Raw genomic sequence first — 13438 nt, 5'->3', positions numbered from 1 at the left:
CCGCGGGTAACGTCTCTCCCATGAGCGCCGACCCCACGAGCCAGGCTCCCTACGAGACGATCCGCGAGGAGCACGAGTCGCGACGGGTCTCGGCCTTCCGCGACGACGCCCTCGGTGCTCTCGACGCGACCGGGGTCGCGGCCGAGATCCGGGCCGGACGGGTCAGTGCGGGGGAGGCCGTCGAGGCGGCCATCGAGCGGGTGGCCTCGGTCGACCCGGTCCTCGGCGCCACGACGGTCGGCGACGTCGACCGGGCGCGGGAGCGTGCTGCCCACCTGCCGGCGGGGACATCCGCCCCCTTCGCCGGGGTGCCGACCGCGATCAAGGACAACGTGCCGGTCGCCGGGCTGCCGATGACCGCCGGCTCCGAGGCACTGTCCAGGACGCCGAAGACCACCGACGCGGCCTTCGTCCGGCAGTTCCTCTCCACCGGACTCATCCCGATCGCGACGACGACCTGTCCGCCCTTCGGGTGGACCGCGACGACCGAGCGTCCGGGTGGGCTGGTCACGCGCAACCCGTGGGCGACCGGCTACTCCTCCGGAGGCTCCTCCGGCGGGTCCGCCGCGCTCGTCGCCTCCGGTGCCCTCCCCATCGCCCACGGCAACGACGGCGGTGGCTCGATCCGCATCCCCGCCGCAGCGTGCGGCCTCGTCGGTCTCAAGGTCAGCCGCGGACGACTGCTCGGTGAGCCGGCGACCGACCGGGCCCCGGTGAAGATCGTCGTCAACGGTGTCCTCTCGCGGACCGTGCGCGACACCGCGCACTTCCTCGCCGCCGCCGAGCAGTACCAACCCGCGGGCACGCTGCCCCCGGTCGGTCTCGTCGAGGGGCCGGGGGCCCGCCGGCTGCGGATCGGGATGATGATCGACTCGCCGCTCGTCCCGCCGACCGACGCGCAGACCCGCGGGGCCGTCGAGGCAGCCGGTCGGCTGCTCGAGGGGCTCGGGCACTCGGTCGACCCGGACCTGTCGCTGCCGGTCCCCGGGTTCTTCAAGAGCGACTTCGAGGACTACTGGGGTCTGCTCGCCCTGAGCTCCGCGACCCAGGGAGCGAAGATCTACGGCGAGGGCTTCGACGCGAGTCGGCTCGATCCCTTCACCCGCGGGCTCGCCGCTCGCGCCAAGAAGCGTCTGTACCGGCTCCCGCTGGCCATCGCCCGGCTGGCGCTGACCGGACCCGGGTCCGAGCGACTCTTCCCCGAGACCGCCGACCTCGTCCTCACGCCGACGCTCGCGCACACCAGCCCGCGCATCGGCTACCTGTCCGGGGACCTGGACTTCGAGACGCACTTCGAGCGGCTCCCGCCGTACGTCGGCTTCACCCCGCTGCACAACGCGAACGGGCAACCGGCGATCTCGCTGCCGCTGGGTGTGACCGATGACGGGCGTCCGATCGGCGTGATGATCTCGGCCCGTCGCGGGCAGGAGCGACTGCTGCTCGAGCTGGCCTTCGAGCTGGAGGCCGCGGCCCCCTTCGCCCGGCTCGGCTGATCGGGCACGCGAGGATCGGTCGTCCCACGGCGTGTGCCAAGGTGACGCCCATGCCTGACTTCACTCCCGGCGAGACCGGCACCGACGAGGTCCTCTTCGCGCAGGACGGTGTGCTGGGCCGTGTCCTGCTCAACCGCCCCCGGGCGATCAACTCCCTGACGCGGGAGATGGTCCGCGCGGTACGTGCCCGGCTCGAGACCTGGGCCGATGACGACGCGGTGAGCGTCGTCTCGATCGAGGGTGCGGGGGAGCGCGGACTGTGCGCCGGCGGCGACATCCGGGCGGTGCGCGAGGCGCATCTGGCCGGCACCACCGGGGGAGTGGACTTCTGGGCCGACGAGTACGTGCTCGATGCGCAGATCGCCGAGTACCCGAAGCCGGTCATCGCGGTCATGGACGGGATCGTCATGGGTGGTGGGCTCGGGATCTCGATGTTCGCGGACGCCCGGTGGGTGACGGAGCGATCGAAGGTCGCCATGCCCGAGACGAGGATCGGATTCTTCCCCGATGTCGCCGCGACCTACCTCCTCTCCCGTGCGCCCGGGGAGCTCGGGACGCACATGGCCCTGACCGGAACGACCATCACCGGGGCCGATGCGGTGCACGTGGGTCTGGCCGACAGCGTCATCGACTCGACGAGCGTGCCCGACCTGCTGGCCGAGGTCGCCGACGGTCGGCCCGTGGAGGCCGTCGCCACCGGTGCTGCAGGAGACGAAGGGAGCCTCCTCGCCCCGGCCCGCGGATGGATCGACGAGTGCTATGCCAGCGACGACCCGGCGGCCATCCTCGAGCGTCTGCGTGCGCACCCGCACCAGGACGCCCGGGCGGCTGCCGTCGAGATCGCGGCGCGCTCACCGCTGTCGGTGGCGGTCACCCTCGAGGCGCTGCGTCGCGCTGCCGACGCGCGCTCGGTGCGCGAGGTGCTCGAGACCGACACGACCGTCAGTGCCCGGCTGCTCGAACGGGCCGACTTCACCGAGGGGGTGCGGGCCCAGCTCGTCGACAAGGACAGGTCACCGACGTGGGAGCACGCCAGGCTGGACGAGGTGACCCGGGAGGAGGTTCTCGCACTCTTCGCCGCGGCACGGTGACGGGGCGCGGGGTCCTTGGCGATGTCGCCAACAAGGCGGCCAGCCTCCTGTTCGTCAACGCCGAGTGGGCGTACTCTCAGCGAAGCTCTCTCCGACGGAAGTGATCCCATCGTGACCAGCTCATCAGCCGCCCCGGAACGCACCCAACTGGAGCGAACCCTCAAACCGCAGTGGGTGTGGGCCATCGCCCTCGGCTCCGCCATCGGGTGGGGGGCCTTCGTCCTGCCCACCGACTGGCTGGCCACCGCAGGACCCTTCGGCACCATGATCGGGCTGGTGATCGGTGCCGCCCTGATGTGCCTGATCGCGGTGAGCTACGGCTTCCTCATCCGCACCTTCCCCGTGTCCGGGGGTGAGTACGCGTACACGTACACGGCCTTCGGTCGGTTGCACGCCTATGTCTGCGGGTGGTTCCTGACGCTCGGCTACATCTCGATCGTGGCGCTGAATGCCTCGGCGTTGGCCCTGCTCTTCCGTCGCATGCTGCCGTGGATGGTCGAGTGGGTGCCGCTGTGGGAGGTCGCCGGTTGGCAGGTCTACCTCGGCGAGGTGCTGGTGGCGAGCCTGGCGCTCGTGGTCTTCGCGGTCTTCAACATCCGGGGCACGACCCTGTCCGGCCGGATGCAGTACGCCTTCTGCCTGATCATGCTGGTTGCGGTGGCCTTCCTGGTGGTGGGTACCGTGCTGCACCCGGGGACGCCGTGGAGCAACCTGCAGCCCGGCTTCCCCGACGGGGTGGCGCCGGTGTCCGCGACCCTGGCCATCGTGGCCATCGCCCCCTGGGCCTATGTCGGCTTCGACAACGTCCCCCAGGCGGCCGAGGAGTTCGACTTCCCCCCGGGCAAGGCCTTCGGACTCATCGTGCTGGCCATCATCGCGGCGGCAGGCATCTACGTCGCGATGGTGCTCGCCAGTGGCGCGGCCATCCCGTGGGCCGAGCTCGTCGCGAGCGAGCCGGCCTGGGGCACCGCGGACGGGATGTCGGCCATGTTCGGAACCCTCGGCCTGGTCGTCCTGGCGGTCGGGGTCTCGATGGGGGTCTTCACCGGTCTCAACGGCTTCTACATCTCCGCCAGCCGGTTGCTCTTCGCCATGGGACGCGCGCACACCATCCCGACCGTCTTCGCCCGGCTGCACCCGCGCAGCGGCACCCCGGCGACCGCCATCGCGTTCGTCACCGCCATCTGCCTGATCGCGCCGTGGTTCGGGCGGGAGGCCTTGGTGTGGGTGGTCGACATGAGCGCGGTGGGTGTGACGATCGCCTACACGTACACGTGCCTGGCAGCCTTCCGTCTCTTCAAGTGGTCCAGCGCGCCCGAAGCCCCCGGTGACCCCGAGGGTGTGCGCTCGTCCGCCAAGAAGGTCATGAGTGCCCTGGGCGCCATCACCGGCGTGGGCTTCTTCCTGCTGCTCATGACGCCTGGTTCGCCGGCCCAGCTGGGCACGGAGTCGCTCATCGCCCTGGGCATCTGGACGGTCCTCGGTGTGGTGTTCTTCTTCGCCCACCGCTCGCGGCAGGGAGTCGCCCTGACCGACGACGAGATGGACCACATGGTGCTCGGCGAGCACCGGTCGACCCGCGCGGACTGACGGCGCGCCGATGGTGGTCGTGCAGTCCCGGCCGCGCCGACGGCGTGGCGGGTCCCCGGGTCTCTCGCCCCTGCGCGGGATAGGTTTGACCATCATCAACCGCGAGGAGTTGTGCCGGTGATCCGGTTGGACGGCGTGACGATGCAGTACCCGGACGGCACGCTCGCCGTCGACGACCTCAGCCTCACCGCACCCGACCGGGAGATCACGGTCCTCGTCGGTCCCTCCGGCTGCGGCAAGACGACGACCCTGCGGATGATCAACCGGATGGTCCAGCCCACCTCGGGATCGGTGAGCATCGACGGCACGGACATCATGTCGATGGACGCGGCCGAGCTGCGTCGGGGGATCGGGTACGTGATCCAGCACGGCGGTCTCTTCCCCCACCACACGGTCGAGCGCAATGTCGCGGCCGTGCCGATCCTGCTGGGGACGCCCAAGCGGCAGGCCCTCTCCCGTGCCCGCGAGCTGCTCGAGCTCGTCGGCCTCGACCCGGCGCTCGGCCGGCGGTACCCCAGCCAGCTCTCCGGCGGGCAGCAGCAGCGCATCGGCGTCGCCCGCGCGCTCGCGGCCGACCCCCCGGTGATGCTCATGGACGAGCCCTTCTCCGCCGTCGACCCCGTGGTGCGCGAGCAGCTGCAGGAGGAGTTCCTGCGCCTGCAGGCCGAGCTCGGCAAGACGATCGTCATGGTCACCCACGACATCGACGAGGCGATCAAGCTCGGTGACCACGTCGCGGTCATGAGGGTCGGCGGGAAGATCGGCCAGTTCGCTCGTCCGCACGAGCTGCTCGCTCATCCGGCGGACGCCTTCGTCGCCGACTTCCTCGGCCGCGACCGCGGATACCGGGCACTGGGCTTCGACGCGGCGGACATCCCCATCCACCCGGAGTCGACGGTCGCCATCGGCGCCTCCGTGAGCGCGGCGCAGCGCGAAGCCGGCCACGACGGATGGACGCTCGTGGTGGACCCCGAGAGGCATCCCCTCGGCTGGATCCGACCGGCCGTCCTGCCGGACGACGGGAGTGTCGACGAGGGCGCCCTCGCGCTGGGCGGCACCCTGGCCACGGCCGGGGGCCCGCTGCGCGTCGCGCTCGACGCCGCACTGTCCTCCCCGAGCCGACGCGGGGTCGTCGTCGACGACGACGGCGTGCTCATGGGCACCTGTCTGGCGACGGAGGTCCTCGACGTCATCGAGTCCCGCGACCGGCCCCGTGATCCCGGGGCCGAAGGGGGCTGACGTGGACTGGATCCTCGCCCACCCCGACGACATCATCGTGCTCACCCTGCGCCACACCTGGCTGGCCGGAGTGCCGCTCCTGCTGGGGCTGCTCCTCTCCCTTCCCCTGGGGTGGCTGGCCCGGCGCAACCCGCGCCTGCAGGGATCGGTGATCACCCTCTCGGGGCTGCTCTACACGATTCCCTCGTTGGCGCTCTTCGTCCTCATGCCGCTCATCCTCGGCACAGGCATCCTCGACCCGATCAACGTCGTCGTCGCGATGACGATCTACACGATCGCGCTGCTCGTGCGCTCCGTCGTCGACGGGCTCGGATCGGTGCCGGAGGAGGTCGCCCGGTCCGCAACGGCGATGGGTTTCACCCCGCTGCGCCGGTTCTTCGGCGTCGAGCTCCCGCTGGCCGTACCGGTCATCGCGGCCGGGTTGCGGGTGGCCGCGGTGAGCAATGTCAGCATCGTCTCCATCGCCTCGCTCATCGGGGTCAGCCAGCTCGGTGACCTGCTCATCGACGGGTACAACCGGGCCATCGGCGGAGAGCTGCTCGCGGGCATCGCCGGCTGCGTCGTCCTCGCCCTCGTCCTCGACGTCCTCATCCGCGTGGTGGAGCGGGCGCTCACCCCCTGGCGCCGGCTCGGTCCGGGAGGCGCCCGATGATCGGCTCGATCCTCGAGTGGCTCACGAGCGCGCAGGCGTGGTCCGGGTCCGACGGCATCCTCGCCCGACTGCTCGAGCACATCGCCTACACCGCGATCGTGGTGGCCATCGCCGCCCTCATCGCCGTGCCCCTCGGGCTGTGGATCGGCCACTCCGGGCGCGGTCGGTGGTTCGTCACGACGGCCAACGCGCTGCGTGCCGTCCCGACGCTCGGCCTCCTCTTCGCGCTGACCCTCGTGCTCCTGCCCGTGCTCCCGGGGGACGCGGCCTTCCTCGTCCCGAGCGTCGCGGTCCTCGTGCTGCTCGCGGTGCCGCCGATCCTCTCGGGCACCTACGCGGGCGTCGAGGCGATCGAGCCGGCGACCCGGGATGCCGCCCGCGGTATCGGCATGACCGGACGCGAGGTCCTCTGGCAGGTCGAGCTGCCGATCGCCCTGCCGCTCCTGATCTCCGGCCTGCGCGCGGCAGTGCTCCAGGTCGTGGCCACGGCGACGATCGCTGCCTACGTGGGGTTGGGCGGGCTCGGCCGCTTCCTCATCGACGGCCTGGCGACCCAGGACTACGTGAGTACCGCGGGTGGCGCGATCCTCGTGGCCCTCCTCGCGCTCGGGCTGGATGCCCCCTTCGCTCTCCTGGAGCGGCTCCTCGTCTCGCCCGGGCTCACCGGGCGCACCCCGCGGTCGCAGCGCCGCGACGCCCGCACCATCGACTCCACCCCCACACCCGCACCATCAGGAGGCACCTCATGAGCCGCAGCGTCACCCCCCTTCGTCCTCGCCGGATCCGCACCGCAGCACTGGCCCTCACGGCGGCCGGTGCCCTCACGCTGACCGCCTGCGGAGGAGGCGGGGACCCGCTCTCCTCCGACTCCGGCGAAGGGGGAGACGGCTCAGGTGACATCGTGGTCGGGTCCGCGGACTTCTCGGAGTCGATCCTCCTGGCGCACATCTACGCCGGCGCGCTCGATGCCGAGGGTGTCGACGCGACGACGAAGACGGGCATCGGCTCGCGAGAGGTCTACCTCAAGGCGCTGGAGGAGGGATCCGTCGACGTCCTGCCGGAGTACACCGGTGGGCTGGCCCTGTACAACGACGAGGACTTCGCGGAGACCGACCCGGAGAAGACGTACGAGGGTCTCAAGGAGGTCCTGCCCGAGGGCATGGTGGTCCTCGAGAAGTCGGCTGCGGAGAACAAGGACTCGATGGTCGTCACGAAGGAGACCGCGGAGAAGGATGACCTGGAGGCCGTCGAGGACCTCAAGGGTGGTGCCGCCGACATGACGCTCGGCGCCCCCTCGGAGTTCAAGACGCGCGCCCAGGGGATCCCGGGGCTGGAGAAGACCTACGGCATCACCTTCGGGGACTTCCGGCCGCTCAAGCCGGGGCAGGCGACCAACGGCGCGCTGAAGAACGGTCAGATCGACGTGGCCAACATCTTCAGCACCGACCCGGCCATCCCGGAAAACGGCTTCGTCGTGCTCGAGGACTCGAAGAACCTCTTCGGCAGCCAGAACGTCGTGCCCCTGGTGCGCACCGACGCCGAGGACACGGTCGCCGACGCCCTCGACGGCGTCTCGGAGAAGCTCACCACCGAGAAGCTGCAGGAGATGCTCACGCGGACCGACGTCGACAAGGAGGACCCGGAGAAGGTGGCCGAGGACTTCCTCAAGGAGGAGGGGCTCGCCTGATCGTCGTGGGTGGCTGACGAGCCCGCTCTGCGCCGACGGCCGAGCGCTGTCGGTGGTCGAACGTATGATCGACTCATGTCGATGATGACACAGTGGCACGAGGCGGGGGTCCTGCCCGGACTGCGTGACGCGCTGCGCTCCGTGATGGGTGCCGCCGAGGACGTGGAGTCGTTGTGGCGACTGGGCGAGGGTGAGGTGGCCGAGGGGCTGGCGCTGGTGGGTCGACTGCGGCAGCTGATCGACGTGGCCGAGGTCGGCCTGGTGCGTGAGGGCCTCCAGCGGGGCCTGCCGGCGCAGGAGTCGTGGTCGGCGCACGACTGGGTCTCGCGGGCGGAGTCGGTGATGGCCCCGGCGCCGGATGGCCGACAGGTGACCCGGGTCGTGCGGGTGGCGAAGGGGGAGGCCCGCGTTGCGGAGGTCACCGAGGCCTTCGCCGCGGGTGATCTGCCGTTGGTCAAGGCGGACCAGCTGGTGCGCTTCGAGGAACACGTCTCGCGGGTGGCTGACCCCGAGGAGCTGGCTGACGCGGTGAGTGTGCTGGTGCAGGGTGCGCGGGACGAGGAGGTCGCGACCGGGCCCGAGGGGCGGGGGCCGCGCGAGCGGGTGGCCGGGTTGTCGGAGAGGGAGTTGGCGGTGGCGATCACCCGCACGGGCCGCCTGCTGCGGCCCGACCCGGAGCTTGAGCGAGAGGACCGACGGGCCAAGGCCGGTCGGGCGCTGTTTCGCAGTGAGGGCCCGGCGGGGATGACGACCTTCCGGCTGGTCCTCGACCCCGAGGGCGCCGCCGTGGTCGATGGCGCGGTGGCTGCGTTGTCGGCGCCGGTGAAGGGGCCGGACGGGGAGCACGATGAGCGCCCGGCGGCGCAGCGGCGGGCGGATGCGGTGGTGGAGGTCGTGCGACGTGGGGTCTCCTCACCCGGGCAGGAGCCCAAGAGCGAGAAGGCCCAAGTGCACGTGAGCATCCCGTTGAGCGATCTGCTGGGTCAGGGCGCGCACGGCGCCGGGGTGACGATGACCGGGCAGGTCCTCGCCCCGTCGGTGGTGCGACGGATGGCCTGCGACGCAGGCATCATCCCCGTCGTCCTCGGCGGTGACGGGGAGATCCTGGAGCTGGGCCGCTCGGTCCGGCTGTTCACGCCCGGTCAACGCCGAGCGGTGTGGCTACGGGATGGTGGTTGCACGTATCCGGGGTGCACGATGCCCCCGCAGTGGTGCGATGCGCACCACGTGGACTGGTGGTCCCGCGGCGGGGCGAGCGATGTCAGCAATGCGGCTCTGCTGTGCCAGCGCCATCACACCAAGGTCCACACCCAGGACCTGACCGCGACGGTCACTGACACCGCGGTCACCTGGCATCTGTAGCTGTCCCGCCCCGCAGCCCGCCGACCACGGCGGGCCACGAGGGATGTCCAAGGCAGGACGAAGGGGCCGCCCACCAGTGGTGGACGGCCCCTTCGGTCTCGGCTGGTCACTCCCAGGACGGGTTGGCGTTCTTCTTCGCCAGGTCCGACTGGTCGGAGTCACTGGCCGCCGGGGGAGTGGACTCCTCGGTGGACGCGGCCTCCTCCGGGGCGGCGTCCGCTTCGGGTGTCTGCTCGGTGGCTGCCGCGGGCTCGGCCTGCTCCTGCTGGGGCTCGGGGGCAGTGTCCGACTCGGGCTCGGTGGCCGCTTCCGGCTCAGCCTCCGACTCCTGCGTTGCGGGGGCCTGAGTGGCAGCCGGGGCGCCGGACTCCCAGGAAGGAGCGGCGTTCTTGGCAGCGAGGTCGCTGTCGCCGGTTGAGCTCGGGACCTCGGTGGTAGCAGCCGGCTCGGACGTCGTGTCCGTGGCCTGTACCGAGGACGTGTCCTCGGCCCGGGCCTCGTTCGTGTCGTCCTCGGTTGGATCCGTGGACTCCTGGTCCGTGGACTCCTTGTCGGTGGATTCCTTGGGGGCCGCTTCCGGCTCCTGTGTTGCGGGGGCCTGAGTGGCAGCCGGGGCGCCGGACTCCCAGGAAGGAGCGGCGTTCTTGGCAGCGAGGTCGCTGTCGCCGGTTGAGCTCGGGACCTCGGTGGTAGCAGCCGGCTCGGACGTCGTGTCCGTGGCCTGTACCGAGGACGTGTCCTCGGCCGGGGCCTCGTTCGTGTCGTCCTCGGTTGGTTCCGTGGACTCCTGGTCCGTGGACTCCTTGTCGGTGGATTCCTTGGGGGCCGCTTCCGGCTCCTGTGTTGCGGGGGCCTGAGTGGCAGCCGGGGCGCCGGACTCCCAGGAAGGAGCGGCGTTCTTGGCAGCGAGGTCGCTGTCGCCGGTTGAGCTCGGGACCTCGGTGGTAGCAGCCGGCTCGGACGTCGTGTCCGTGGCCTGTACCGAGGACGTGTCCTCGGCCGGGGCCTCGTTCGTGTCGTCCTTGGCCGGGGCCGTGGTGGCCTCCTCGCTCGTGGCCTCCTCAGTGGCAGCCGGTGCGGTGGCAGCCGGTGCGCCGGTTTCCCAGGAGGGGGCCGCGTTCTTCGCAGCGGTCGAGTCGTCCGTGGTGGCGGGCCCCTCGTCCTTGGGCTCCTCGTTCGTGGGCTCCTCGGTGGCTGCCGGTGCGGTGGCTGCCGGTGCGCCGGTTTCCCAGGAGGGGGCCGCGTTCTTCGCAGCGGTCGAGTCGTCCGTGGTGGCGGGCCCCTCGTCCTTGGGCTCCTCGTTCGTGGGCTCCTCGGTGGCTGCCGGTGCGGTGGCTGCCGGTGCGCCGGTTTCCCAGGAGGGGGCCGCGTTCTTCGCGGCAGCTGAGCCGGTTTCCCAGGACGGCGCCGCGTTCTTGTCTGCGGGGGTTGCCTCGGCGGCGGGCGCCTCGTCCTTGGGCTCCTCGGGTGCGGCCGAGGTGGAGGTCCCGGTCTCCCACGAGGGGGCCGCGTTCTTGTTCGCGACAGTCTCCTTGCCCTCGACTGCCTTCGGGTCCTCGCCGGCCTCCTCAACCGCCTCGGCGGTCGCGGCGGTCTCGGCCTCGCTCGGGGGCTCGGGGGTCGCCCCCTTCGCGTCCTGCCCCTCGGTCGGCGCGGGGACGGCAGTCTTGGGCTCGGCCTCGGCCTGCTCCTCGGACTCCGTCTTCGCCTCCTTCGCGGTGGTCGCGGTCTCCTTGACGGAGGCGAGGAGCATCTGGGCCACATCGACGACCTCGATCTCCTCCGAGGCGCCTTCGGACTGCTTGGCCGTCAGCCCGTCGCTGAGCATGACGCGGCAGAAGGGGCAGCCGACGGCGATGCGGTCCGCGCCGGTGGCGATGGCCTCCTCGGTGCGGTTGAGGTTGATGCGCGACCCCAGCTGCTCCTCCATCCACATGCGGGCACCACCGGCGCCACAGCAGAAGGACTTCTCCTTCGAGCGCTCCATCTCCTTCAGCTCGACGCCCGGCAGGGCGGAGATGAGCTCACGCGGCGGGGCGTAGACGTTGTTGTGGCGACCCAGGTAGCAGGGGTCGTGGTAGGTCACCGACGGTGCGGTCGAGGCGACGTCCTTGAGGCTTGACTTGCGCGGGCTCTCGGGACGGTTGACCGGGGCGATCTTCTTCTCACGGACGAGGCGGTTGAGCAGCTGCGTGTGGTGGAGCACCTCGTAGTGACCACCGAGCTGCGGGTACTCGTTCTTGATCGTGTTGAAGCAGTGCGCGCAGGTGACGACGATCTTCGTCGCACCGACCTCGTTGAGGGTCTCGACGTTCTGCTCCGCGAGCATCTGGAAGAGCACCTCGTTGCCCGCGCGGCGAGCCGAGTCGCCGGTGCAGGTCTCGCCGTTGCCCAGGACGGCGAAATCCACGCCGGCGTGGTCGAAGAGCTCGGCCACGGCGCGGGTCGTCTTCTTCGCGCGGTCCTCGTAGGCGCCGGCGCAGCCGACCCAGAAGAGGTAGTCGACGTCGTCGGCCGACTCGACGTCCTCACCGAGGACCTTGACGGTGAAGGGGAGGTCCTTCGCCCAGTCCATGCGCGCCTTGGCGCCCATGCCCCAGGGGTTGCCCTTCGACTCGAGCTTCTTGAACAGGCCGTTGAGCTCACTCGGGAAGGCCGAGGCGATGAGATTCTGGTAGCGGCGCATGTCGACGATGTGGTCGACGTGCTCGATGTCCACCGGGCACTGCTCGACGCAGGCGCCGCAGGTGGTGCACGACCACAGGACGTCCTCGTCGATGACGGCGTCCGGCCCGTGCGGGTTGTACGCCGACAGCGGGTGGTCGGGGTCGTAGCCGGTCTGGCCCACGAGGGCCATCTCGCCCCAGTTGATCGCGTCGGGCTCTGCGGTGGCGACGGACCCCTCGGCGTCGGCCCCCTTCGTCCCGTCGGCCAGTGCCACGGCACCGGACGCGGTCTGCGCACGTGCGCCGCCGACGGAGGAGATCGTGCCGGAGACGTCATTGGCTGCGGCCAGGTACGGCGCCTTGGCCTGCGCGTGGTCGCGCAGCGCCATGATCATCATCTTCGGCGAGAGCGGCTTCTCGGTGTTCCACGCAGGGCACTGGCTCTGGCAACGGCCGCACTCGGTGCAGGTGGAGAAGTCGAGAAGGCCCTTCCAGGTGAAGTCCTCGACCTGACCGACGCCGAGGGTGGAGTCCTCGTCCATGTCCTCCATGACCTCCATGGAGAAGGGCTTGCCGTCGACCATCATCGGCTGCAGCTCACCGAGCGAGGTGCGCCCATCCGCGTGCCGCTTGAAGTAGATGTTGAAGAAGGCGAGGAAGCGGTGCCAGGCCACGCCCATCGTCGGGGTGAGCGAGATGGTGATCATCCACGCGTACGAGATGACCAGCTTGATCAGGGCCACGACGATGATCGCGGTCTCCAGGGCGCCCACGGACATGCCCTCGAAGAGCGAGCCCAGCCACGCGGTCAGCGGGAAGTGCAGCAGCGAGGCGTGCTCGGAGTCGCCCGTGTTCGACAACAGGGCGTACTCGAAGCCGCGCAGGAGCGCGATGCAGATGCCGACGCCGAGGATCGTCAGCTCGACGTAGTAGGCCTGCCAGAAGGTCGAACCGTAGAAGCGGGAGGAGCGGCCCTCCTCGCCCTTCGCCGACCGCGGGTGGTTCTTCTGGCGGATCGCCATGAGCATGAGGATCGTGACGATGCCGGTCATCGCGAAGAACTCGGTGATCCACTCGTAGAGGAAGAACGAGCCGATGAGCGGCAGCACGAAGTGCGGGTCGAAGAGCTGCACCGTCGCCTGCACGAGGGTCAGGAAGAGGACCCCGAAGGAAATCATCGTGACCCAGTGCGCGATCGCGACGACCGGCAGCCGGGACATGCGGGTGTGACCGAGGAACTCACGCAGCAGGGTTGTCGTGCGGGCACCGGGTTGGCTCGTTCGCTCTCCCTCCGGCGTGGGCTTGCCGAGCTTGAAGAGGGTGACGAAGTGCTTGACGACGCGGGCGAGCAGGCCCCATCCGACGATGGTGATCCCGACCCCGATGACGATCGCGACGATCTGGAGGGCAGACATGGAGGGGAGTCTAGATCTCGACGGGGGCCGAGGGATCCTGAGGTGATGCGTCCCTCGTCACCGAGGCATGCCTTAGTTCAGGGTCGGTGTGGACCGGCGTGGGCCGGCGAAGAGGGCGGCGGCCGAGGGTGAGACACCCTTGCAGCACGGAATAACGCGGTGTTGGAATACCCATAACATCTCGTTCGTTGGTGCGATCGAGACAGCCGCAGTCGTGCGGCACCTGGACACCCGATGGAAGGA

At 70.4% G+C, this 13438-nt stretch carries 9 protein-coding genes; 8 read left to right on the top strand and 1 reads right to left on the bottom strand.

All coding sequences use genetic code 11. The features are described 5' to 3' along the window. Nucleotides 1–20 precede the first annotated feature (20 nt). The 8 genes from ACR9E9_RS00510 (at nt 21) to ACR9E9_RS00475 (ending at nt 9114) form a co-directional block, all read left to right on the top strand. Nucleotides 21–1493, top strand: a complete 1473-nt coding sequence (locus ACR9E9_RS00510) for an amidase (RefSeq protein ID WP_435200592.1) — start codon at nt 21–23, stop codon at nt 1491–1493. A 50-nt stretch (nt 1494–1543) separates the two neighbouring features. After that, nucleotides 1544–2584 carry an enoyl-CoA hydratase/isomerase family protein gene (locus ACR9E9_RS00505; protein WP_435200590.1) on the top strand — a complete coding sequence of 347 codons (1041 nt, stop codon included), beginning with the start codon at nt 1544–1546 and terminating at the stop codon, nt 2582–2584. Between the two features lie 111 nt (nt 2585–2695). Then, nucleotides 2696–4174 (top strand): APC family permease, encoded by a 1479-nt coding sequence (locus ACR9E9_RS00500; RefSeq protein ID WP_435200588.1) that lies wholly within the window; start codon nt 2696–2698, stop codon nt 4172–4174. Nucleotides 4175–4291: 117 nt separating this feature from the next. Further along, nucleotides 4292–5413, top strand: coding sequence for an ABC transporter ATP-binding protein (locus ACR9E9_RS00495; protein WP_435200586.1), 1122 nt, complete (start codon nt 4292–4294; stop codon nt 5411–5413). Between the two features lies 1 nt (nt 5414). After that, the gene (locus tag ACR9E9_RS00490) at nt 5415–6065 is read left to right on the top strand and encodes an ABC transporter permease (protein WP_435200584.1); all 651 of its coding nucleotides are present in this window, start codon (nt 5415–5417) and stop codon (nt 6063–6065) included. Further along, nucleotides 6062–6814, top strand: coding sequence for an ABC transporter permease (locus ACR9E9_RS00485; RefSeq protein WP_435200582.1), 753 nt, complete (start codon nt 6062–6064; stop codon nt 6812–6814). The genes ACR9E9_RS00490 and ACR9E9_RS00485 overlap by 4 nt, the downstream gene beginning before the upstream one ends. Beyond that, nucleotides 6811–7752: an ABC transporter substrate-binding protein gene (locus ACR9E9_RS00480; RefSeq protein WP_435200580.1), complete on the top strand. Its 942-nt coding sequence runs from the start codon at nt 6811–6813 to the stop codon at nt 7750–7752. Before ACR9E9_RS00485 ends, ACR9E9_RS00480 begins: the two co-directional genes overlap by 4 nt. Before the next feature lie 75 nt (nt 7753–7827). Further along, nucleotides 7828–9114, top strand: coding sequence for a DUF222 domain-containing protein (locus tag ACR9E9_RS00475; protein WP_435200579.1), 1287 nt, complete (start codon nt 7828–7830; stop codon nt 9112–9114). Nucleotides 9115–9220: 106 nt separating this feature from the next. Here the strand turns inward: ACR9E9_RS00475 and ACR9E9_RS00470 are convergent, their stop codons facing one another. Beyond that, nucleotides 9221–13195: a heterodisulfide reductase-related iron-sulfur binding cluster gene (locus ACR9E9_RS00470; protein WP_435200578.1), complete on the bottom strand. Its 3975-nt coding sequence runs from the start codon at nt 13193–13195 to the stop codon at nt 9221–9223. Nucleotides 13196–13438: the final 243 nt, after the last annotated feature.

Source organism: Janibacter sp. GS2 (assembly GCF_051200835.1).
GTDB lineage: Bacteria > Actinomycetota > Actinomycetes > Actinomycetales > Dermatophilaceae > Janibacter.
This window is presented reverse-complemented; position numbering and strand designations above follow the sequence as displayed.

Excerpts from the sequence above, each read along its gene's own strand:
- ACR9E9_RS00510 (WP_435200592.1), top strand. The coding sequence starts at position 21 with ATGAGCGCCGACCCCACGAGCCAGGCTCCCTACGAGACGATCCGCGAG.
- ACR9E9_RS00505 (WP_435200590.1), top strand. The coding sequence starts at position 1,544 with ATGCCTGACTTCACTCCCGGCGAGACCGGCACCGACGAGGTCCTCTTC.
- ACR9E9_RS00485 (WP_435200582.1), top strand. The coding sequence starts at position 6,062 with ATGATCGGCTCGATCCTCGAGTGGCTCACGAGCGCGCAGGCGTGGTCC.
- ACR9E9_RS00480 (WP_435200580.1), top strand. The coding sequence starts at position 6,811 with ATGAGCCGCAGCGTCACCCCCCTTCGTCCTCGCCGGATCCGCACCGCA.
- ACR9E9_RS00475 (WP_435200579.1), top strand. The coding sequence starts at position 7,828 with ATGTCGATGATGACACAGTGGCACGAGGCGGGGGTCCTGCCCGGACTG.
- ACR9E9_RS00470 (WP_435200578.1), bottom strand. The coding sequence starts at position 13,195 with ATGTCTGCCCTCCAGATCGTCGCGATCGTCATCGGGGTCGGGATCACC.